Source organism: Telluria sp. LT2P80 (assembly GCF_059685955.1).
Genome location: NZ_JCASIO010000009.1, coordinates 114,293 through 136,312 on the forward strand (window position 1 = coordinate 114,293; position 22,020 = coordinate 136,312).

At 68.5% G+C, this 22,020-nt stretch carries 12 protein-coding genes; 7 read left to right on the top strand and 5 right to left on the bottom strand.

Annotated features, from left to right (window positions below; all coding sequences use genetic code 11):
* The first annotated feature begins 156 nt into the window (after positions 1 to 156).
* The 4 genes from AC56LW_RS20745 to AC56LW_RS20760 are packed head-to-tail and all read left to right on the top strand — an operon-like array spanning position 157 to position 5,045.
* Positions 157 to 807 carry a response regulator gene (locus tag AC56LW_RS20745; protein ID WP_183554407.1) on the top strand — a complete coding sequence of 217 codons (651 nt, stop codon included), beginning with the start codon at positions 157 to 159 and terminating at the stop codon, positions 805 to 807.
* Positions 808 to 810: 3 nt separating this feature from the next.
* Positions 811 to 1,773, top strand: a complete 963-nt coding sequence (locus tag AC56LW_RS20750; RefSeq protein WP_499637239.1) for a hypothetical protein — start codon at positions 811 to 813, stop codon at positions 1,771 to 1,773.
* Positions 1,770 to 3,326: a sensor histidine kinase gene (locus AC56LW_RS20755; protein ID WP_499637241.1), complete on the top strand. Its 1,557-nt coding sequence runs from the start codon at positions 1,770 to 1,772 to the stop codon at positions 3,324 to 3,326. The genes AC56LW_RS20750 and AC56LW_RS20755 overlap by 4 nt, the downstream gene beginning before the upstream one ends.
* 27 nt (positions 3,327 to 3,353) lie before the next feature.
* Positions 3,354 to 5,045 carry a M14 family zinc carboxypeptidase gene (locus tag AC56LW_RS20760; protein WP_499637243.1) on the top strand — a complete coding sequence of 564 codons (1,692 nt, stop codon included), beginning with the start codon at positions 3,354 to 3,356 and terminating at the stop codon, positions 5,043 to 5,045.
* A gap of 51 nt (positions 5,046 to 5,096) precedes the next feature.
* Here AC56LW_RS20760 and AC56LW_RS20765 read toward each other — a convergent pair whose 3' ends face one another.
* From AC56LW_RS20765 to AC56LW_RS20775, 3 genes are all read right to left on the bottom strand, one after another.
* On the bottom strand, positions 5,097 to 6,908 hold the full coding sequence (locus AC56LW_RS20765) for a DUF885 domain-containing protein (protein WP_499637244.1): 1,812 nt from the start codon (positions 6,906 to 6,908) through the stop codon (positions 5,097 to 5,099).
* Between the two features lie 25 nt (positions 6,909 to 6,933).
* Entirely contained in the window at positions 6,934 to 8,070 is a 1,137-nt protein-coding gene (locus AC56LW_RS20770) for a branched-chain amino acid ABC transporter substrate-binding protein (RefSeq protein ID WP_332533309.1), read from the bottom strand.
* Positions 8,071 to 8,154: 84 nt separating this feature from the next.
* A complete protein-coding gene (locus AC56LW_RS20775; protein WP_183554394.1) occupies positions 8,155 to 8,640 on the bottom strand; it encodes an Lrp/AsnC family transcriptional regulator in 486 nt (161 codons plus the stop codon).
* A gap of 149 nt (positions 8,641 to 8,789) precedes the next feature.
* Here AC56LW_RS20775 and AC56LW_RS20780 point away from each other — a divergent pair, with 149 nt between their 5' ends.
* The 3 genes from AC56LW_RS20780 to AC56LW_RS20790 all read left to right on the top strand — a co-directional run bounded on the left by AC56LW_RS20780 (position 8,790) and on the right by AC56LW_RS20790 (position 20,110).
* On the top strand, positions 8,790 to 10,322 hold the full coding sequence (locus AC56LW_RS20780) for an aminotransferase class V-fold PLP-dependent enzyme (RefSeq protein WP_499637246.1): 1,533 nt from the start codon (positions 8,790 to 8,792) through the stop codon (positions 10,320 to 10,322).
* A 183-nt stretch (positions 10,323 to 10,505) separates the two neighbouring features.
* Positions 10,506 to 18,770: a GH36-type glycosyl hydrolase domain-containing protein gene (locus tag AC56LW_RS20785; RefSeq protein WP_499637248.1), complete on the top strand. Its 8,265-nt coding sequence runs from the start codon at positions 10,506 to 10,508 to the stop codon at positions 18,768 to 18,770.
* Between the two features lie 185 nt (positions 18,771 to 18,955).
* Positions 18,956 to 20,110, top strand: coding sequence for a sensor histidine kinase (locus AC56LW_RS20790; protein ID WP_499637250.1), 1,155 nt, complete (start codon positions 18,956 to 18,958; stop codon positions 20,108 to 20,110).
* Between the two features lie 18 nt (positions 20,111 to 20,128).
* On the opposite strand, the gene AC56LW_RS20795 is transcribed toward AC56LW_RS20790, so the two are convergent.
* Positions 20,129 to 21,025 (bottom strand): PfkB family carbohydrate kinase, encoded by an 897-nt coding sequence (locus AC56LW_RS20795; RefSeq protein ID WP_499637251.1) that lies wholly within the window; start codon positions 21,023 to 21,025, stop codon positions 20,129 to 20,131.
* Positions 21,022 to 22,011 (bottom strand): LacI family DNA-binding transcriptional regulator, encoded by a 990-nt coding sequence (locus AC56LW_RS20800; RefSeq protein WP_499637253.1) that lies wholly within the window; start codon positions 22,009 to 22,011, stop codon positions 21,022 to 21,024. Before AC56LW_RS20800 ends, AC56LW_RS20795 begins: the two co-directional genes overlap by 4 nt.
* Between the last annotated feature and the right edge of the window lie 9 nt (positions 22,012 to 22,020).

The following is a 22,020-nucleotide window of genomic DNA, read 5'->3' on the forward strand; positions in this document are numbered from 1 at the left end:
GCATGCTGTATCCGCCTTTTTACCCATCGCTTCCCTGCGCGTTGTGTGAAATAATTCCCCTCTATTCCGGGGCCCATTGCCCCGGCCGTGCATGCCGCACCAGGCACCGCACGCGCAACGCATGTGCACCACAGGCCCCCGCGCCAGGAGAACAAATTGGCAGATCAGAACAAACCCATCCGCGTCATGCTGGCCGACGATCACCCCATCGTCATGACCGGTTTTGCCATGTCGCTCGAAGCGGCCGGCATGCAGGTGGTGGGCCAGGCCAAGACCCCGAGCGAGGCCACCGCGCTGTACGCGGCCGAGCAGCCCGACGTCGCCGTGCTCGACATGCGCTTTGGCACCGAGCTGACCGGCATGGATGCGGCCCAGGCCATCCTCAAGTCCGATCCGTCGGCCAAGATCGTTTTTCTCAGCCAGTTTGACCAGGATAGTCTGATCAAGGAAACCTACCGCCTCGGCGCCCACGCCTTCGTCACCAAGGATTGCGACCCGGCCGACCTGGCCACCGCCGTGCGTCACGCGCACGAGGGCAAGCTGTACTTCCTGCCGCATATCGCCTCGCGCCTGGCCAGCATGGCCGTGCGCGGCGAAGTCACGCCGCAGTCGCAGCTCGATGAGCGTGGCCTGGAAATCTTCAAGTTCATGGCCGAGGGCATGACCAACGCCGAAATCGCCGAACGGCTCGACTTGTCGACCAAGACCATCAGCAATATCAGCCAGTCGATCAAGGAAAAGCTGGGCGTGCACCGCCAGGCCAGCATCACGCTACTGGCCGTCAAGCACGGTCTGATCGAGCCGTAAGCGATGGCCAAGCTCCTGCGCCGGATGCAGAACGCTTCACGCACGCGTTCACTGGTCCCGCTGATCGCCATGACGCTGGCATTGGCCGCCACCGGCGCCCATGCTGTCCACGCCGCGCAGGCCCCGCAAACGGAGCGCGAGCGCGAAGAAGTGCAGGGCTACCGCTTCCAGATCATCACCGGCGACGACAGCGCGGTCACGCACCGCATCGTCGACGACCTGTACAAGCGCCTGGTGCCGACGTTCGCCGCGTTTCGCACCGAGCTAGCGCAAAAGCGCCGCATGCTGTATATCGCGATCGGCCCGACCGCGCTGCGCGATGCGCTGTCGCGGCGCTGCGATTGCGTCGTCATCTCGGCCTATACGTCGAGCCAGGTGTGGCGCGGCCTGACGGCGCGCCTGCCCAAGCCCCGCCGCGTGGCCATCACGGCGGTGTACGCCGAGCCGGCGCCGAACGACCAGATGCGCCTGGCCGAACTTGTGTACGGCCGCCCCGTGCGCGTGGGCGTGCTGCTCGGCCCCGACACCGCCTTCCTGCGTCCGGTGCTGCACGACGCCACCGAGATCCAGATGTTCACGCCGGGCGACGACCTGAATCACACGCTGAACAGCATGACGCGCGCCGAGACGCTGCTGGCGCTGCCCGACAGCGACATCTACAACGCCGAAAACGTGCGCAACATCCTGCTCTCGACCTACCGCCGCAAGCAGGGCGTGATCGGTTTTTCGGCCGACATGGTCAAGGTCGGCGCGCTGGCCACCACGTATTCGGAAGTCGAAGAGATCAACGCCCAGGTGGCCGAGCTCACGGCCGATTTCGTGCGCACGGGCGAACTGCCTGCGCCGCAGTTCCCGCGCTACTTCCGCACGATCATCAACGAAGGCGTGGCCAGCTCGCTCGACCTGCGCGTGACGGATGTTGCGCGCAACTTCGCCCGCCCAGCGCCGGCGCCGGCGGCGCGATGAACCTGCGTTTCTGGCGCGGCTGGGGTGTCGGGCGCCGCATGGCCGTCATCACGATGCTGCCGGTGATCCTGCTGTTTACGTCCTTTGTCTGGTACTCGTGGTACGCGCACCGCGCGCAGGTGGCCGAAGAACTGGCCGAGCGTGGCCGTATTCTGGCGCGCGCGCTGTCCGAGACGTCCGAGTACAACGTCATCTCGGGCAACCTGTCCGACCTGCGCCTGACGATCAATGGCCTGGTGCAGTCCGACCGCAGCATCTACCGCGTCGATGTCATCGACGGCAGCGGGCGCGCTGCCGTGCGCGTGGTGTCCGAATCGGCCGCCGACGCCCAGTCGCACTATTACGAAGCCCCGATCCGCAAGCAGGTCGTGTGGATCAACCTGTTCTCGGACAACGGCACGCCGCACGTATCGGCGTCGAGCGATTCGCGCCCGCCCACGCTCACCACCGAAGTGGTGGGCTGGGTGCGGGTGACGATGTCGCCGGCGAACATGATGGCCAAGCAGACCGACCGCTTCCAGATCGAGCTGTCGATGGCGGCGCTGGCGCTGGCCGCCAGCGGCATCCTGGCCTGGGTGCTGGCGCGCTCGCTGATCGTGCCGCTGCGCGAGGCGATCGGCACGCTGCGCCAGATCCGGGGCGGTAACTTCCGCGTCCATCCGCCGGTCACCACCGGCGGCGAGATCGGCGAGCTGCAGTCGTCGATCGGCGAGATGTCGCTGGCGCTGGGTGAATCCAAGCGCGACCTCGAAAACAAGGTGGCCGAGCGCACGCGCGACCTGCTCGCCTCGCGCAACGAAGCGCTGCGCGCCGATGCCGACAAGCGCAAACTGATCCAGAAGGTCAACGAGATCATCGAGGACGAGCGCAAGAGCATCGCGGTCGAGATCCACGACGAACTCAATGCGTCGCTGATCGCGGCGCGCCTCGAAGCGCAGGCAATCGGCCTGCTGGCGGCCAAAGCCCCCCCCGGCCCCGAGGTGGTGGAAATCAAGCGCAAGTCCGAAGCGATCACCAAGCTCGCGCTCGACCTGTACGCCAATGGCCGGCGCCTGGTGCGTCGCCTGCGGCCCGAGGTGCTCGACATGCTCGGCCTGCACGGCGCGGTCGAAGAGATGGTGCGCCACTACGACACCACGTCCGGCTGCCGCTTCGACCTGCACAGCGAAGGCGACTTCGCGCGCCTGTCCAACGAGCTGGCCATTTCGGCCTACCGCATCGTGCAGGAGGCGCTGTCGAACGTCATGAAGCACGCCGCGGCGCGCTCGGCGCATGTCAGCCTGCTGCTCGACGAAGGCAAGGGCATGCTGCGCATCCGCGTGGTCGACGATGGCGCCGGCTTCGACACGGCCAGCGCCTCCGAAGGCATCGGCATCATCGGCATGCGCGAGCGCGCCTACGCGCTGCACGGCACGATCGAGGTGCGCTCGAGCCCCGGCGAAGGCACCGATGTCGCCATCGCCCTGCCGTTGACACTGGCGCCGCCGGCGCCGGCCGCGCCCACTGCGCCAACCGCGACTGCGCCTGCCACACCCCCCGGCGTCATCCTGTAAGCATCACCTTTATTAGCGAAGAACTCCATGGCTACTGCACCCCTCACGCCCTACGAACAAGGCAACCTGAACCAGACCACCACCTGGGCCGACTGCATCGCCTGGTACGAGGACCTCGCGCGCCAGTATCCGGCGGTGCTGCGCTTCGAGCAGGTGGGCGTGTCCGATGCCGGCGTGCCGATCCATGCCGGCGTGGTCAGCAGCGACGGTGTGTTCGACCGCGCCGCGATCAAGGCCGCCGGGCGCGCGGTCTTCTTCAACAACAACGGCATCCACCCGGGCGAGCCGGAAGGCGTCGATGGCTGCATGGCGCTGGTGCGCGACTTTTGCGTCGAGCCGGAGCGCCTGGCTGCATTGGGCACGACCGTGTTCCTGTTTGTCCCGCTGTACAACGTCGACGGCGCCTTCAACCGCGCCGACACGTCGCGCGTGAACCAGGACGGACCGGAGCAGTTCGGCTTCCGTGGCAACAGCCGCCACCTCGACCTGAACCGCGACTTCGTCAAGTGCGACACGCTCACGGCGCGCGTGTTCAACGAATTGTTCACGGCCTGGGACCCGGACGTGATGGTCGACACCCACACGTCCAATGGCGCCGACTACAGCTACACGATGACGCTGATCCACACGCAGGCCGACAAGCTCGGTGGTGGCCTGGGCGAGTTCCTGCGCGCCGAGATGCTGCCCGCGATGTACGCCGGGATGGATGCGCGCGGCTGGCCGACCTGCCCGTACGTGAACCCGGTGCAGGACAGCCCCGACCACGGCATCGCCGAATTCCTGGAAACCGCGCGCTTCTCGACCGGCTACGCGGCGCTGCACCACACGATCGGCTTCATGCCCGAGACGCACATGCTCAAGCCGTTCCGTGACCGCTACGAATCGATGCGCGCGCTGGTCGACGTCGCACTGGCCTTTACCGTGCAGCACGCACCGCGCATCCAGGCGCTGCGCCGCGCGGCCAAGGACGCGGGCCGCACGCAGGCCGAGTGGCCGGTGCGCTGGAAGATGGACGAGGCCAATCCGTCGAGCTTCCGCTTCAAGGGCTACGAGGCCAAGTATAAAAAGAGCGTGCTGGGTGACTACACACGCCTGTACTACGACCGCAGCAGCGTCTGGGAACGCGACATCGCCTACTACAACCGCTTCCTGGTGGACGCGAGCGTGCCGGCGCCGCAGGCATACGTGGTGCCGCAGCAGTGGCGTGAGGCGATCGAGCGCCTGGAATGCAATGGCGTGCGCATGGAGCGCGTCGACGCCGACCGCATGCAGCAGGTCGCGTACTACCAGATCGACAGCGTGACCTCGCGCCCCACGGCGTACGAAGGCCACATGTTCCATGACGACGTGGTGCTCGAACGGCGCCATGGCAGCGTGCAGCTGCGCGCGGGGGATTATTTGGTGCCGCTGGACCAGGACAATGCGCGCTACGCGGTCGAGACGCTCGAGCCGCTGGCGCACGACAGCTTCTTCCGCTGGGGCTTCTTCAACAGCGTGCTGGAAAAGAAGGAAGCGTATTCGGAGTATGTGTTCGAGGACGAGGCCGAGCGGCTGCTGGCACAGGAGCCAGAATTGGCAGCGAAGTTTGAACAGTGGAAGGGCGCACATCCCGGCTTGCTGACGAACCAGGAAGCGGTGCTGGACTTCATCTTCGCCAATTGCGCGCGCTACCGCGAGCCGGAGTGGCGCCGGTATCCGGTGTTCATGATCGAGCGTTGAACAGAGCGTTGAACAATACGGTGGACGGCCTGGCCGTCCACCGTGCCGGTGTTACTTCGACGCTGCAATCCAGCGATCGACTTTTGCCTCCAGCACCGCCAGCGGCAGCGTGCCTTCATCCAGCACGACGCGGTGGAAGGCCGGCAGGTTGAACTTGTCACCCAGTGCCGCCTGCGCGCGCTGACGCAGTTCCATGATCTTCAGGGCGCCGATCTTGTACGCCAGCGCCTGGCCCGGCATCACCATGTAGCGCTCGATCTGGGCGCGCGCTTCCAGTTCCGAGTAGCCCAGCGTCTCGCGGAAGTACGTGATCGACTGGTCGCGGCTCCAGCCCTTGGTGTGCATCCCGGTGTCGACCACCAGGCGCGCGGCGCGCAGCATCTCGTCGTTCAGGTGGCCGAAATAATCTTCCGGCTTGTCGAACAGGCCCATCTCCTTGCCCAGCGTTTCGGCGTACAGCGCCCAGCCTTCGGTGAACGCCGTGTTGCCGCCGAACTTGCGGAAGTTCGGCAGGCCGAGCTCCTGGGTCAGCGCGATATGGAAGTGGTGGCCCGGCTGGCCTTCATGCAGGTACAGCGTGACCATGCCGGTGCTGCCGTACTTGGTCGGATCGTTCACCACCGACCAGAACACGCCGGGGCGCGAACCATCGGCCGCCGGTGACGAATAATGGTCCGACGCCGTCTCGCGCGTCAGTTCCGGTTCCAGGCGCACTTCGAGCGGCGCCTTCGGCATCAGCGAGAACAGCTTCGGCAGCTTTGTGCGCACGTCGGCGTCGATCTTCTCGAACACGGCGATCACCTGCGCATCCGACGTGAACGGCTTGTACTTCGGCTGCTCCGACACCCAGCGCGGCAGGCCGGCCGCAGGACCGGTGTACCCCATCTTCGGGCCGATCTTGCCGTACTCGCCCTGGATGCGCGCCACTTCCTTCTGGCCGATCTCGTGGATCTGCTCGGGCGTCAGGCTCGTCGTGGTCATCGCTGCCACGCGCGCCTTGTACCACTCGGCGCCGTTTGGCAGGGCGCTCCAGCCGGCCGTCGTGCGGGTGGCCGGCATATAGTCCTTCTCGACATACGTGGCCAGGCGCGCCAGTGCCGGATTGAGCTTGTCAGCGATCGTCTTGCGGTACGACGCCGTCAGCCTGGTCTTGTCGGCGCTTGAGAAGCCGGCCGGCAGCGCCTTGATCGGACTGTAGAAGATGCTGGCCTCTGGCGTGGCCGCGACCAGTGCCTTCAGTTGCGGCAGCAGCGACATCATCGGCTCGCGCGGATGCACGACGCCGCGCTTGACGCCTTCGCGCATATTCGCGATCGCCTGATCGATGTAGGCGACCATCTGGTCCAGGCGGCTCAGGTAATTGCGGTAATCCTGCGGCGTGGCGAGGGGCTGCGCGCCCTGGCCGCCGGCGTAGTTGGCCATGAAGACCGGCATGTTGAACATCTGATCCACCGGCAGCAGGTGCTCGGGGAAGGCACCAAGGCGCAGCGCGGTCTCGAGCTCGAACTTGACGATGTCGTAGCTGGCCTGGTCGCGCGGATTGAGGCGCTCGCGCGGGATCGCGCCCAGGCGTTTCAGGTAGCCGCGGTACAGCGCAAACTGGGCATCGCGGTTTTTCGGCGCGATCGGCAGGCCAAGCTGGCCGTCGAAGCGGCCGTCACCGGACTCGGTCGCCCACACCGGCTCGAAGCGCGCGTAGGCATCGTAATACTCGTCGACCAGCTTGTTGATGGCCTTGCCAGCCTGGGTGTCGGCAGCCGATGCCGATGCTGGTGCAGTGGCCGTGGCCGGCGCGGCGCCGGCACTGGTGCACAGGAGCAGGGCGGCCGTGGCCAGCACGCCGGTTTTGAAGAATGGGTTCATCGTGATCGAGGTCCTGGTAAAAAAATCAGTAGCTGGCCAGCGGCGTGAGGGCGCCGTTCTTGAAGGTGTAGACCGTGACGGCTGTTTTCTTCAGATTGCCCTTGGGGTCATAGCCGTACATGCCGACCACGCCCTGGTAGCTGATCGTGTGCATTGCGACGCCGACCGCCTTGGCATCGACCGTCTTGGCCGACTGGATCGCCTGCGCGATGAACTTGGTCTGGTCGTAGAACGATGGCGCATACACGTCCGGTTCGCGGCCGAAGCGTTTCTTGTAGCCGGCCAGGAAGGCCGCGCCGCCAGGCTGCCTGGCGACGATCGCGCCGGCCTGCGCGCAGCGCACGTTCTCGCCGACCGCGGCGCCGCCGAGCCTTGCCATCTCGGGGCTGCACAGCGTGTCACCGCCCAGCAGCGGCACGTTCAGGCCGAGCTGCTTCATCTGGCGCACCATCGGCGCGGCCTGCGGCGCGTAGCCGCCGTAGAAGATGGCGTCGACTTTCTTGGCGCGCAGCGCGGTGAGAATCGCGGCGAAGTCGCTGGCCTTGTCGTTGGTGAACTCGTGGCCCGCGACCTTGATGCCGGCTTGCTGCGCCTGGCGCTTGAACTCCATCGCGATGCCCTGGCCGAACGCCGTGCGATCGTCGATCACGCCGATGTTCTTGATCTTGAGTTCCTTGGCTGCGTAGCCGGCGACCGAGGCGCCCACCTGCGTGTCGCTCGCGACGATGCGAAACACGGTGGGGTAACCGCTCGCGGTGATCTTGGGATTGGTACCGACCGTCGACATCAGGATGCCGCTGTCGTTGTAGACGCGCGAGGCCGGAATCGCCACGCCCGAGTTGTAAGGACCCAGCACGAACTTGACGCCGGCATCGGCAAATTTCTGGGCCACGGTCACGCCCTGTTTCGGGTCGCCCGCGTCGTCTTCGGATTGCAGCACGAAGCGCAGCACGTTGGCGCCGACCTGGATCTTCTGTGCGTTGAGCTCTTCGATGGCCATGCGCACGCCGTTTTCATTGTCCTTGCCGGCAAACGCATTGGCGCCCGACAGCGGACCGCTGACGCCGATCTTGACGACCTGCTCGGCAGCGTGCGCGTGCACGCCGATGGTGGCAATCAGTGCGGCCAGCGCCAGCGGCGCCATGGTGATTTTCGATGGCATTGACTCAGTCTCCCGTTGATGTGGACGGGCGCCATCATCGCACGATTCGGGCGCGCGGCGAAAGCGCACGACGCCTGTAAAGACTCAGGCCGGCGTGCCGTGCGAGATCAGTTCGAGGGGCAGGGCGGTGGTGGACTTGATCTGTTCCATCGAGAAGGCCGACGACACGCCGGTCAGGCGCGCGGTCTTGATCAGCTTTTTGTAGAAGCGGTCGTAGCCGGCGATATCGGTGGTGACGACCTTGAGCAGGTAATCGACGTCGCCGCTCATGCGATGGAATTCCAGCACCTCGGGCAGCGCGATCACGGCGGCGGCAAAGCGCGCCAGCCATTTTTCATCGTGCTCGGGGGTCTTGACGCTGACAAACACGGTGACCGGCAAGCCGACCTTTTCGCGATTGACGATGCTGACGCGGCTTTCGATGAAGCCTTCTTCTTCCAGGCGCTTGACGCGTTTCCAGCAAGGCGTGCTGGACAAGCCCACCTTTTCGCTCAGGCCCGAAATGGACAAAGTGGCATCCGCCTGCAGGGCAGCGAGGATCGCGCAATCAAACTTGTCGAGTGAATTCATATTCCGCATTGCTGATTATAAGAATAATTATCCTACTGTTTGATTGAAAACCAGAAAGTTTAGGACGTATTGACCGTCTTTAGCTCGTACCATATTACTGGACAATAACATGTTGTGCGACACCTTTTTTATATTTTTGGCACCTATTCATGCAGACCGAAATTTACCTCGACACCAATGCCACGTCCCCGGTATTGCCCGCCGCCGCTGCCGCCGCCATGGCCGCCATGCAGGACGGCTTCGGCAATCCGAGCAGCAGCCATGCAACGGGCCTGCGCGCCCGGGCACTGCGCGAGAGCGTGCGCGCCAGTGCGGGCCGGGTCGTCGGCGCCGGGGACGGTCGCTTGATGTTCAACAGCGGCGCCACCGAAGGCATCCAGACGGCCGTGCTCTCGGCCCTGTGCGCAGTGCGCGAGCGGCGCGCGCGTGGTGAAGCCTGCGGCGACATCGTCCTGATCGGTGCGACCGAACACAAGGCGATACCCGAAAGTCTGGCGCACTGGAACCGGCTGCTGGGCACGGACCTCGAGCTGCGCATGCTGCCGGTCGATGGCGATGGCCGCCACCGGCTCGATGTACTGCGTGCGCTGGCGCCGCGCGCGGCACTGGTGTGCACGATGGCGGCGAACAATGAAACAGGCGTCGTATCCGACCTGCATGGCATCGAGGCGGTGCTGCGCGATGCCGGGAGCGATGCACTCTGGCTGGTCGATTGCGTGCAGGCGCTGGGCAAGCTCCCGCTCGACCTGGCCGCGAGCCGCATCGACTATGCGCCGTTCTCGGGGCACAAGCTGTATGCACCGAAAGGCATCGGCATGCTGTACGTGCGCCGCGGTGCGCCCTACACGCCGCTGATGTGCGGCGGCGGGCAAGAGGATGGCCAGCGTTCCGGCACCGAAAACATGGCCGGCATCGCGGCGCTGGGCGCCGTGTTTTCGGCGCTGGAACGGGGCGACACGTTCCGCGACGGCGCCGCGCTGCTGGCATGCCGCGCGCGCCTGGTGGCGGCGCTCGAAGCGGCCTTGCCCGGCATCGTGTTCAATGCGCCCCTGGCGCGGTCGCTTCCCACGACCATCAATTTTTCGGTGCCGGATGTCGCCAGCGCCACGCTGCTCGACCTGTTCGATGCCGCCGGCATGCGCGTCAGTGCCGGCTCGGCGTGTTCGGCGGGGAAGGCCGGGTCGAGTTACGTGCTCGATGCAATGGGCGTGCCAGCCTGGCGCAGCGCGGCGGCGGTACGCCTGTCGTTTGGCGCGCTGCTTGACGACGCGTCGCTCGACCTGGCGTGCGAGCGCATTGCGCACTGCGGCGCGGCGCTGGCCACGCCGATGCCTGTGGCAGGCGCCGAGCCGGCGATTGATAGCGCCATCGACAGCGCAATGCTGGTGCCCGCCGATACTGCCCGTGACTGGCTCGCTGCGCATCCGGACGCGATCGTGATCGACGTGCGCAACCTGCGCGAGCACAGTGTTGCAGGTACGGTCCGCCTGCACGGCCACACGGTACGCAACGTGCCGCTGGCGTGCGTTGCCGACGAGGCGCCCCAGTGGCTGGGCGCGACGGCGCCGTTGCTGTTCGTCTGCCGCAGCGGCGCACGCAGTGCCCGCGCGGCGCAAGCCTTGCGCGCCATGGGCCATCCGGGCGCCTGGTCACTGGTGGGCGGATTCGCGCTCGTTATCTGATCTCGGGTAGCATGGCCCCCATGCCCGCGCATCGGTGGGGTGTGTTCGTCAGCGCACAGTAACGATGCTGGTCTTTGCCTAGCATGAGATCAGCCGTGCGCGCCCAGCGTTTCCTGCCCTGATCCGTCCCGGACGCCACTGTGCTCCAGCGGTCTGCTGCGCACGCTCAGTCCCGAGGCCCCGTTGAACGTCAAGAACCACAACCTGCCCGCCGGGCAGCGCACGCCGCATGATGCGGCGCGCGCGACCGGCGACGATGCGCCATGGCGCGCAGCACCTCTCGGCGCGCTCCAGCGCGCGGAACACGCACGCCAGCTGACGGCGCGCCACGTACTGCAACCCACCACGGCCGGCAAGGGCGGCGCCCACGCCCTGCATAAACTCCTGGGTACGGATGCCGACGCCATCGCCGCTTCGTGCGACGCGCTCGACGAGGCAGCCCGCGCCGGCTTCGCGCTGCCGCCTGCCGGTGCGCGCCTGCTCGACCAGCACCATCTGCTCGACGCCCAGGTGCGCCTGGTGCGCGCCGGCTTGCGGCCCGCCGCCGCCTTGCCGACACTCGCCCCGGATGGCGCCGTGCGCGCCTGGCGCCTGGTGCTCGATGTGGTCGCGCATGGCGATGGCCGCATCGATGCCGGCGAACTGGCGTTGTTCGTGGCCGCTTACCAGGAAGGCTCGCAAAGCGCAGCGCTGCGCATTGCCGAACTGGATGCGCTGCCGGCGCTCCTGCGCCTGGCCCTGATCGACAACCTGCGGCGCCTGGCCGCGCGCGCGGCCCGTGCCTGCGCCGCGCATGAGCAGGCCGCCGGGTGGGCCGTGCGACTGCTGGACACGGCCGAGACGCGACCCGGTGACCTGATCCTGCTGGTGGCCGACATGATGCGCAGCGTCGAGGCCAACGACAGCTTCATCGCCGAACTGGCGCGGCGCCTGCACGGCCGCGGCGGCGCCGTGAGCCAGGTACTGGACTGGCTCGACGCGCGCCTGGCCGATGCCGACAGCAGCATTGCGCAGCACACGCAGCGCGAACACAGCGAACAGGCCGAGGATGCCATCTCGGCCGGCAACACGCTGGCCAGCCTGCGCCTGCTGGGCGGGATCGACTGGCGCGCCTTCGCCGAGGCGCATGGCGCGGTCGACGCGCTGCTGCGTACCGACCCTGATGGCAGTTACGCCGCCATGGACGGCGCTACCCGCGACAGCTACCGGCATGCCATTGCGCGGCGCGCCCGGTCTGCCAAGGCTGACGAAGTCGAGGTCGCGCGCGACGCGCTGACACTGGCCGGTACACACCGCGCGCCAGGCGAAGGTGGCCTGGACGTGCGCACCCGCCACGTCGGCCACTACCTGCCGGCGCTGGCGCACAAGGCGCCGGTTGCCACGCGCATCGGCGCAACCGCAGTCCTGACACTGCTGCTGACGATTGCCATCCTCGTGCACGCACGCCAGGGCGATGCCGGCGCCTGGTTGCTGGCGCTGATTGGCCTGCTGGCGCTGCCGGGGGCAAGCGCGCTGGCGCTGTCCCTCGTGCGCATGATGGAACGCTGGCGCATCCCGCCTGTCACCACGCCGCGCATGGATTTCAGCGCCGGCATTCCCGACACCTGCCGCACCGTCGTCGCCATCTGCGCGCAAGCGGGCGACGCTGCCGCGACCGAACGGCTGCGCGAAGAGCTCGAGGTGCGCTACCTTGGCAACCGCGACCCGAACCTGCGCTTTTGCCTGCTGCTCGACCTGCCCGATGCCGCCAGCGAAACCCTGCCGGCGGACGACGCGATGCTGGTGCAGGCACGAACCGCCATCGAGACCTTGAATGCGCGGTATGCCCCTGACGGTGACGGGCCATTCATGCTGCTGGTGCGGCCACGCACCTGGAGCGATGACCAGCAAGCCTGGATCGGCCAGGAACGCCAGCGCGGCCAGATCGCCGACCTGAATGCCTGGCTGTGCGGCGCGCGCGAGCGCTTTTTGCTCACCGCCGGCAATACCGGCGCGGGCGCCGCGATGCGCTACGTGATTGCACTGGACGCCAACGCCGGCCTGCCGCGCGACGCGGCGCGCAGCCTGGTGGCCGCGATGGCGCACCCGCTGCACCAGCCGGTGCAGGACGACAGCGGCCGTGTGCTCGAAGGCCACGGCATGCTGCTGCCCGCACGTGGGCCCGCGCCACCGGGCCATCGCGCGCCGCGCTTTGCCCGCATGGGCGGGGCCGCGCTGGATGCGCGCTACGGCTGGGTCGCGATCCATGATGTCGATGCCTGGCGTCGCGCCTGCGGCGACGTCGTGCGCGATGACGGACGGGCCTGGCCCGGGGCCGTCGAGCGCGATCGCCTGCGCGCCGGTCGCGTGGCGGACCTGCGCGTGGACGCACTGCACCCGCCCAGCTATGGTGAGTACATGCTGCGCCGGCACGGCGCCGTGCGCGCAGCCTGGCAATCGGTGCAGCGCCTGGGCCGCGGTCCCGATTACCTCGAGTACGCGCCTGCGCGCTGGATGCTGTTCGACCAGCTGCGCGCGAGTCTCGTCGCACCGGCGTCCCTCGCCTTGCTGATTTTGTGCTGGAGCCTGCTGGCCGCCCCCGTGTTCTGGACCGCGGCGGTGCTGGCAGTCGTGTTCGTGCCGGCGCTGGTTGGCATGCTGGTGGCGCTGGGAGACCGGCCGCTTGACGCACCATGGCGCCAGCACCTGGATGGCTGGGTGCGCAGCACGCGCCTGACGCTCACGCGCAGCGCCTTGTGGGCCGCCTTCCTGCCGCATGCAGCGCTGGTCGATGCCCATGCCCTCGTGCGGGGCCTGTGGCGCCGGCACGTGACGCAGCGCGGCTTGCTCGATACGCAGGCGGGGGCGGTCCCTGGCCACTCGCTGGAAATCAGCGGCCGCGCCATGTGGTTCCCGCCGCTGCTGGCGATGGGCACTGCCATGCTGGTCAGCTTTGCCAACCCGTACGCCTTGTTCGCCACGGCCCCGATGCTGCTGGTGTGGTTCCTGTCGCCGGTACTGGCCTGGTGGACGGGCCAGGTAACCCGCCGCAGCGCGCGCCTTGCGCCGGCGCAGGATCAATTCTTGCGCGCGCTGGCGCGCCGCACCTGGGGCTTCTTCGAACGCCACGGCACCGATGGCCATGGGCTGGCGCCGCACGCCGTACTCGAACATCCCGAGCCGGCGGTCGATGCGCGGGTCTCGCCCGACGGGATCGGCCTTGGCCTGCTGGCCACGCTGAGCGCGCGCGACTTCGGCTTCCTGCCACTGGGGGGCATGCTCGAACGCAGCGAGCGCGCGTTCGCCTCGCTGGCGCTGCTCGAACGGTGGAATGGGCATCTGCTGCACCGGTATGACGGCGCCACGCTGGCCCCGCTCGAGCCGCACCATGTCGATACCGCCGCCAGCGGCAGCCTGGTACTGGCGCTGCGCACCTTTGCCGTCGGCATGGACGAATTCGTGGATCAGCCGATCGCCGGCGCTGCGCCGGACGGCATCCGCGCCACGCTGCTGGTCGTGCGCGAGCACGCACAGGGTGCGCCGGCGTCATTCATGGATGCGCTGGACGAGATGGATGGCGCGCTGACGCCCGAACGCTGCCGCGCACTCGATACGCTCCCGGGCCTTGCCGATTGCCTGCGCCTGGCGCTGGCCAATGCCGAGCGCTTGACGGCCAGTCTGCCCGAGGATGCGGCGGCAGAGCCGGCGCTGCCCGCCTGGGTCGAGCGTCTGCATGCCGGCTGCAGTGCGCAGCTGGACGACCTGTACGCGCTGGCGCCGTGGATGCGCGCCGTGCAGGAATATGTCCTCGGCGCCAGCCTGACCCGGATCCCGACACTGCGCGAACTGGCGCAGCTCGACGCGCCGGCAACAGGTGGCACGGGCCTGGCTGCCCTGGTAGGTGCGGGCCGCGCTTGTGCGCAGGAGCGCATCGAACGGCTGACCGCGCTGGCCGCTGCGGCGCGCGACGCCGCGCGCATGGACTTCGGCGCGCTGGTCGATCCCGCCACCGGCCAGCTGGCCGCCGGCTACCACGTGCGCGACAAGCGCCTGGACGGCGACAGTTGCGACTTGCTGGCATCCGAATCGCGCATGGCCAGTTTTGCCGCCGTGGCCCAGGACCAGTTGCCGCAGCAGCACTGGTGGTCGCTCGGCCGCCCGCAGCGCATGGCTGGCGGCAGCACGCTGCTGCTGTCGCGCCGTGGCGCCATGGCCGATCTGCTGGCGCCGCAACTCTGGATGCCGGTCTGGCGCGACACGCTGCTCGACGCCGCCGCCCGCGCACTGGTGCGCGCCCAGGCTGCGCATGCCAAAAGCAGGGATGTGCTGTGGGGCTTTTCGCCATCCCGTTGCAATGCCGTGGACGCCGCCGCGCGCTACCGCTCCGGCCAGTTCGGCTTGCCCGCCGCCGCGCTGCAGCGCCAGCGCGATGACGACCTGGTGGCGGCCCCGTACGCCGCCGCGCTGGCGCTGGGCGTGACGCCGGGCCTGGCCAGCACCAATCTGCGCGCGTTCGCGGCGCAAGGCATGCTGGGCGAACTCGGATTGTATGAAGCGCTCGACTATGCGCCGGGCCGTTTGCCGCAAGGCGAGCGCCAGGTTGTCGTGCGGGCGTACGCCGCGCGCCATCAGGCGATGCTGCTGCTGGCGCTGGCCCGCCATCTCCTGGGCGAGCCGATGCAGCGCCGCTTCTGCCGCGATCCCGAATTCCGGGCCGCGCTGCCCTTGCTGCAAGAGCCGGTGCCGGTCTCCGGCGCGGCCGCCGAACGTCGCTACACCGGCGCGGCGACCGCCAGCCAGAGCGTGACGGCGCGCCCGTATGCCCGCGTCATCGGGAGCGAACCCCCGGTGCTCCCAGAAGTCCAGCTGCTGTCCAATGGCCGCTATCACCTGGTCGTGGCCAGCGATGGCACTGGCGCCAGCCGCTGGGATGACAAGCAGATCACCCGCACCGGCATCGGCGACACCGGCTTGATCTGCCATGTGCGCGACGTCGCATCCGGCCAGGTCTGGCCGGGCCTGTTGCCTGACAGCGAGCGCGAAACGGTGTTCTCCGAGGGCCGGGCCAGCGTGCGCTGCCTGGATAACGGACTGGCCATGCACACCGACATCGTGGTGGCGCCGGACGACGACGTCGAGCTGCGCCGCATCCGCATTGTCAATCAGGGCCTGCAGCCGCTGACGCTGGAGCTGACCAGCAGCGTGGCGCTGGCCGGACCGGCGCTGGAACCGGGTGGCCGCAGTCACATCATGATCGAATTCGACGCTCCCCACGACAGCCTGTTGTGCGTCACGGCAGCCGATGCACCCGTCGTCATGCACCGCATGGCAGTGCGCGACATCGCACCGGCCGTGACAGTCGAAACGGACCGCGCGCGCTTCATCGGCCGTGGCCACGACCTGCGCGCGCCGCAGGCCATTGGCGCAGGCGGCGCGCTGCCGGGACTCGTCGCCGAACCGGATGACGCGTTGCTGGCCTTGCGCCGCACCGTCACGCTGGCGCCGCAACAAGAGATCACCGTCGACCTGGTGCTGGGCGTTGCCGCCAGCCGGGCGATGGCGCGTGAACTGGCGGCCCGCTACAGCGCCGGCCATGCGGTGGACCGCGCGATCGACGCGGCCTGGACCCAGGCCCAGGCCTTCCTGCGCCGCATGGACGTGAGCGAAGCCGATGCGCAGCTGTGCAACCGCCTGGCCGGCTGCCTGCTGCAGCCGGTACCGGCCCTGCGCGCCGACCCGGCCGTCATCGCGCGCAATGTGCGCGGCCGCGCCGACCTGCTCGCCTACGGCATCGATGGCGTGCGGCCAGTGCTGCTGCTGCAGCTGGCGGACGGTCCGGATACCGGCCTGGCACGCCAGGTGCTGCAGGCTCATACCTACTGGCGCAACCGCGGCTTCGCGGTCGACCTCCTGGTGCTGTGCGACAGCCGCGCCGTGCGCGAGGGGGTAATGACGCTGGCGATGGCCCTGGTCGATCCCGACACCTTCGATGCGCCGGGCGGCGTGCATCTGTTCCTGCGCGAAGACGTCGCGCAGGAAGACCGCATCCTGCTGCGCTCGAGCGCAAGCGTGCTGCTGCTGTCCGGCCGGGGCGACCTGGCCGACCAGCTGCGCCGCGCCGCACGGCCCGGCGCCGCCTTGCCGTCGCCGCTGGTGGCCGGTGCAACGACGCCGTGGATGACCGAAGCACTGCCCACCGTGCAGCCCGAGCGCCTGTTCGACAATGGCATCGGCGGCTTCACGCCCGATGGCCGCGAATACGAGGTGCGCAGCAGCGCCTCGGTGCCGGTGCCGCAGGCACCCTGGGCCAACCTGCTGGCCAATTCCGGCTTTGGATCGGTGGTCTCGGAACGGGGCCATGCGGTCACCTGGAGCGGGACGCGTGCTGCGCGCCTGAGCGCTGGCAGCGACGATGTCGCACCGCAGGATGGCGAAGCGTTCTACCTGCGCGACGAAGACAGCGGCGCCTTCTGGTCGCCCACGCCGTGGCCGGCGCCATCGCCGGAACCCTACCTGACCCGGCACGGCGTCGGCTACACCGTGTTCGAACACGGGGCGCACGGTATCCATTCGGCGCTGCGCTGTTTCGTGGCGCCGGATGTGTCCATCAAATACAGCGTGCTCCGGCTGCGCAACGACAGCGATGCGCCGCGCCGCCTGAGCGTGACCGGATTCGTGGCATGGCAGCTCGACAGCGTCGACGCCACGCCTGGCCTGCAGGTCGTCACCGGCATTGACCTGGCCAGCGGCGCGCTGTTCGCGCGCAATGCATTCAGTGACGATTTCCGTGACCAGGTAGGGTTCTTCCATGTCGACGCCGAGGACGTCGCCGCAACCTGCGACCGCGACGAATTCATTGGCCGCCAGGGCAGCATCGCGCAACCGGCGGCGCTGGGTCGCAGCAGCCTGTCCGGCGCCAGCGGCGCGGGGCGCACGCCATGCGCGGCCCTGCAAACGGCCATCACGCTCGCGCCGGGCGAAGAGCGCGAACTGGTGTTCGTGCTGGGCGTGGCCGGTCCCGGCACGCTCGACGCCAGCCGCGAGGTGCAACTGCACGGTGGCGCGCGTGCCGCCGCTGCCGCGTGGGAGCGCCTGCACAACTGGTGGGCTGGCACGCTGGGCGCGGTTCAACTGCACTCGCCCGACGCTTCGCTCGACTTGCGCGTGAACACCTGGCTGCCGTATCAGGCAATCAGCGCCGCGTGGGGCGAGCGTTGTCCCGCCACGCGCCTGCAGTCGCTGCTCGCCAGCGTGCATGCCCGGCCCGAGCTGCTGCGCGACGCGTTGCTGCAGGCGGCGCGCGACTTCGCCACGGCGCAGTCCAACCTGCCGGCCCCCGCGGTCGACGATTTCCTGTGGCTGCCCTTTGTGCTGACGCGCTACCTGGCCGTCACGGGCGACTCCGCGCTGCTGGCCGTGCTGCCATTCGGCGCCGATCCCGGCGACGCCACGCGGCTGGCCGCCGGGGACGACCTGTACCAGCACTGCGTGCACGGCCTGCGCGGCTGCCTGCGCTTCGGCCAGCGCGGCCTGCCGCTGGCAGCGGCGCGCCTGCACGACGATGACGCCACGGGCCGTGTCGAAAGCGTGCGCACGGGCTTTTTCATGGCGACCGTGCTGCAACGCTTCGCCGACGTGGCGGACCGGCGCGGCGACTTCGGGTTTGCCACCACCTGCCGCGGCGCCGCGCTGGCGCTCCGGGCGCAATGCGAAGAACATGGCTGGGACGGCGACTGGTACCGCTGGACGTGGCTGGACAGCCGCAATGCGCTCGGTTCGATCGCCAACGCCGCCTGCCGCGTCGAGTTGTCGACCCAGGGCTGGGCGGTGCAGGCCGATGCCGAACACGGTGCGGCTGCGCTACGCGCCGCGGCGCTGCGCCTGGTCGACGAGGCGCACGGCGTTACGCTGCTGTGCGATCCGGCGGTCGACGGGCACTGGAGCGAGCGCGTGGTGGCCAGCCCTGGCCAGGACCACGGCGCCGTCGCGCTGGCGGCGACGGGCTTTGCGCGGCTGGGCGACGCCGGCCGCGCGTGGCAACTGGCCGGCATGCTCGATCCGCTGGCGTCGACCCTGGAACCGGACCGCACGGCGGATATCAGCGCGCCGCCATACTTCCTCGCGGGCGGCGTGCGCACGGTCGCGCCACACATCGGCCGCGCCATCGGCGGCTTGCACACCCCCTCGGCCGGGGCCACCTGGCTGCTGGCACTCGAAGCGTTGCTGGGCGTGGAGCGCAACGGCGCGCGCCTGCACCTGACGCCGCACCTGGCGCCGGGCTGGGAAGGATTCATCCTGCGCTATCGTTATCACAGCGCGTTCTACGAGATCACGGTGCACGCGGGCGACGGGATGGAAGGCCTGCTGCTCGATGGTCAGCCTTGTCCTGACTGGACATTCGAACTGCAGGATGACCGGCGCGATCACCGGGTGGAGCTGTGGATCGCGGGGACGCCGGCCGGCGCCTAGGGCCAGCGCGCTGGGCGTGGCGGCCCAGCCACAGCCGGCGCTGAAAATCGCCGGGGCGCTGGCCGGCCGCGCGGTGCGAATTGGCTTGCGCTATATAATTCGGGAACGGCCCCTGATCGCCGCTGATCTTCCCTTATTCGTGACCGATCGCGCATGTTGCGCACGGCCCTGACACTGACGACCGCATGACACTAGCCACTGACCAGAATGTTGACCGCCACGGTATTTCGCCCACCGGGTTGCAATTCATTTCCATCCGCGACGCCGTCATGGACCGCTGGGAACGGGAAGTGCGCGCGCGCGTCGACGGCGCACAGAATCTGCTGCGGCCCGTGCTGACCAACACGCTGCCGGCGTTTTTCGACAATATTGCCGAAGCCCTGAGTCCGGACCATCCGCGCATGCAGGCTGCGAGCGGCAACAATTCGGCGAGTGTCCACGGGACCGAGCGCGCCCGCATGACGCCGTTCGGCCCCGACCAGGTGGTCCACGAATACCAGATCCTGCGCGAGTCGATTGCGGTCGTGGCCAAGGGCAGGGTGGTCCTGGACGACGACCACTGGCGCATCATCGACGCATCGATCAATGCCGCAATGCGCGAGGCAGTGCGCTCGTTCACGCAGATCCATGAAGATCTGCGGCACAAGATGGCGGCCGCGCTGTCGCACGACATGCGCACGCCGTTGTCGGTGGTCGCGCATGGCGCGCAGCTCATGTCGATGACGGCCGACTGGGCACAGGTGAAAAACGTCGCCGCCCGGATTGGCACCAACGCCGACCGGCTCAACGAGATGATGGCCGAGCTGCTCGACGCCCTGACGTTCCAGGGCGCGGCGAAGATCCCGTTGCACCTGTCGCACTTTGACATCCTGGGGCTGACGAGCGAACTGGGCGAGCAATACGGGCACGGCCCGCATGGCACGCAGGTCGTCGTCGACGTGGCCGGCGAGCCGGTCACGGGCCACTGGTGCCGCGCCTCGCTCTGGCGCGCACTGGAAAACCTCGTCAACAACGCGATCAAGTATGGCGACGGCGGCACCGTCAGCATCAGGGCGCACCAGACGCGCGGGCGCATGATGCTGAGCGTTCACAACGAAGGTAACGCGATTCCTGAAGAGCAGCACAACCGGATCTTCGAGTACCTGCGTCGCGAAACGGGGCCGTTCTCGGCCACCGGCTGGGGCATCGGTCTGCCGTTCGTCAAGGCCGTGGGCGAAAGCCACGGCGGCAGCGTGTCGGTCGACAGCTCGCCCGAGCTGGGTACGACGTTCCTGATCGACATCCCCGTCGACTGCCGTCCTTTCGTGGGCGACAGCGCGCAGTGCGCCGCCTCGGCGTGATCACGTCGCAGGGCGCGTTCAGCCGGTAACGGCGACGCCGTCTAGCAGCGCCCGGACGGCGCCGAGGTCGGGCGCATGCGCCCCCGCCCTCCGGCCTGCGGCGCTGCCCGCCGCCACCGCAAACGCCAGGTGCGCGGCCATGCCTGCATCGGGCCACTGCTGCAGCGAATAAATCAGCCCCGCCATCCCCGCATCGTCCGCACCCAGCGTGTCGGCCACGTCCACCATGTCGACGACAGGCGTCTGCGCATGCCACGTCTGCGCGCCGTGATACAGCGACGCACCGCCGGCACCGCGCGTGAGCAGCACCAGCGCTGCCGGATTGCGCGCGCGCAGGCGCCCCAGCGAGCCAAGCGTGTCGTGGCTGCGAAACAGCGCGCGCAGGTCGTCGTCGGCCACCTTGATGACGTCGGCCAGTTCGGTCATGCGGCGCAACGTGGCGTCGTAGGCTGGGCCCATCAGGTTGCGCCAGTGCGGGTCATAACTGATGCGCAGCCCATGTGCTTTCGCCTGTTCGGCCAATGCGATCAGCGCGAGGTCGAGCGGGCCACGCGCCATGCTGGTGCCGCCAAAGTGCAGCCACTTCACCTCGTGCGGCCAAGCCGGCGGCATGATCGTCACATCAAAATGCAGGTTCGCTGCAACGTCGCCGCTGGTGATGTCGTGTGGCGGCGTGGCGGCCCGCTGCAGGTAGCGCAGGTCCAGGCCCGCCGCTTCGCTGGCGCGCCACAGCGCATCGCCGGCCATGGAACGGCTGATGGCGCCGGCGAAACCGCTGGCGACGCCCAGCGCGGCCAATGCCCGCGCCACGTTCCAGGTCGAGCCGCCGGCGTGGCTGCGCCATGTGTCGCCGTCCTGGTACAGCAGGTCGGCCAGCGCCTCGCCCGCGCAGAGGATGGCTGCGGGCCTGGTCATCGCGCCTCTCCGGTGCTGCTTTCGCGGACCACCAGCCGTACCGTGAGTGTCTGTTCGGGGCCGGACGTGGCGGTCTTGTCCAGCAACAGGTTCACGCCCATCCGGCCCAGCAGATCCTTGTCGATATTGATGCTCGAGAGCGGCGGCACCGCGGCCGCGGCGGCGCTGATGTCGTCGAAGCCGACGATCGCGATGTCGTGCGGGACCTTCAGGCCGCGCGCCAGGCAGTGGCGCATGGCCGCCAGCGCGGCGCTGTCGTTGTAGCAGAACAGCGCATCGGGCCGCGGTTCGCGCGCCAGCAGCGTGTCGACCGCCCCATGCAGATTGTCGTGCGTGTCGCCGATGCTGGGCAGCTGGATTTCGAGGTCGGGATCGGCCAGCATGCGCGCCTCGAACAGGGCCTTGCGAAAGCCCCGATAGCGCTCGCTGATGCTGTGATGCGACAGCGGGCCGGTGAGCATGGCAATGCGGCGCCGTCCCAGCGCGAGCAGGTGGCGCGTGGCCAGGTAGCCGCCCTGCGCATGGTCGGGATTGACCGAGCGGTAGCCAGGCAGGCGCATGTCGAGCAGTACCAGGGGCTTGCCGGTGTCGCGCAGCGCGGCCACCAGTTCCGGCTCAAAAAAGCCGGCGCACAGCAACGCGTCCGGCTGGTGCAGGCGCACCAGATCCAGCATCGGCTCGGCCGGACCGACCACGACGAACGAGAGCGCGATGCCGTGCTTGCGGCAGGCATCCTCGGCGCCGTGCAGTACCGGCAGGTAGAACGGGCTGGCCGATTGCGTGTTGTGCTGGCGGTGCAGCAGAAAGGCGACGCGGCGAATCTCGCTCTGGCGCAGATTGCCGACGTCGTACCCCAGCTCGCGCGCCGTGGCGCAGATGCGCGTGCGCGTCTCGTCGGCCAGGCCTTCCTGGTTTTTCAGCGCGCGCGAGACCGTGCCGATCGAGTAGCCGGTGGCGCGGGCGATGTCGCGGATCGTCACGGCCATGGAGAGCGC

Coding starts and splice junctions, on each gene's coding strand:
- AC56LW_RS20795 (WP_499637251.1), bottom strand. CDS start 21,025: ATGACCAGGCCCGCAGCCATCCTCTGCGCGGGCGAGGCGCTGGCCGAC.
- AC56LW_RS20775 (WP_183554394.1), bottom strand. CDS start 8,640: ATGAATTCACTCGACAAGTTTGATTGCGCGATCCTCGCTGCCCTGCAG.
- AC56LW_RS20750 (WP_499637239.1), top strand. CDS start 811: ATGGCCAAGCTCCTGCGCCGGATGCAGAACGCTTCACGCACGCGTTCA.
- AC56LW_RS20755 (WP_499637241.1), top strand. CDS start 1,770: ATGAACCTGCGTTTCTGGCGCGGCTGGGGTGTCGGGCGCCGCATGGCC.
- AC56LW_RS20790 (WP_499637250.1), top strand. CDS start 18,956: ATGACACTAGCCACTGACCAGAATGTTGACCGCCACGGTATTTCGCCC.
- AC56LW_RS20800 (WP_499637253.1), bottom strand. CDS start 22,011: ATGGCCGTGACGATCCGCGACATCGCCCGCGCCACCGGCTACTCGATC.
- AC56LW_RS20765 (WP_499637244.1), bottom strand. CDS start 6,908: ATGAACCCATTCTTCAAAACCGGCGTGCTGGCCACGGCCGCCCTGCTC.
- AC56LW_RS20760 (WP_499637243.1), top strand. CDS start 3,354: ATGGCTACTGCACCCCTCACGCCCTACGAACAAGGCAACCTGAACCAG.
- AC56LW_RS20770 (WP_332533309.1), bottom strand. CDS start 8,070: ATGCCATCGAAAATCACCATGGCGCCGCTGGCGCTGGCCGCACTGATT.
- AC56LW_RS20780 (WP_499637246.1), top strand. CDS start 8,790: ATGCAGACCGAAATTTACCTCGACACCAATGCCACGTCCCCGGTATTG.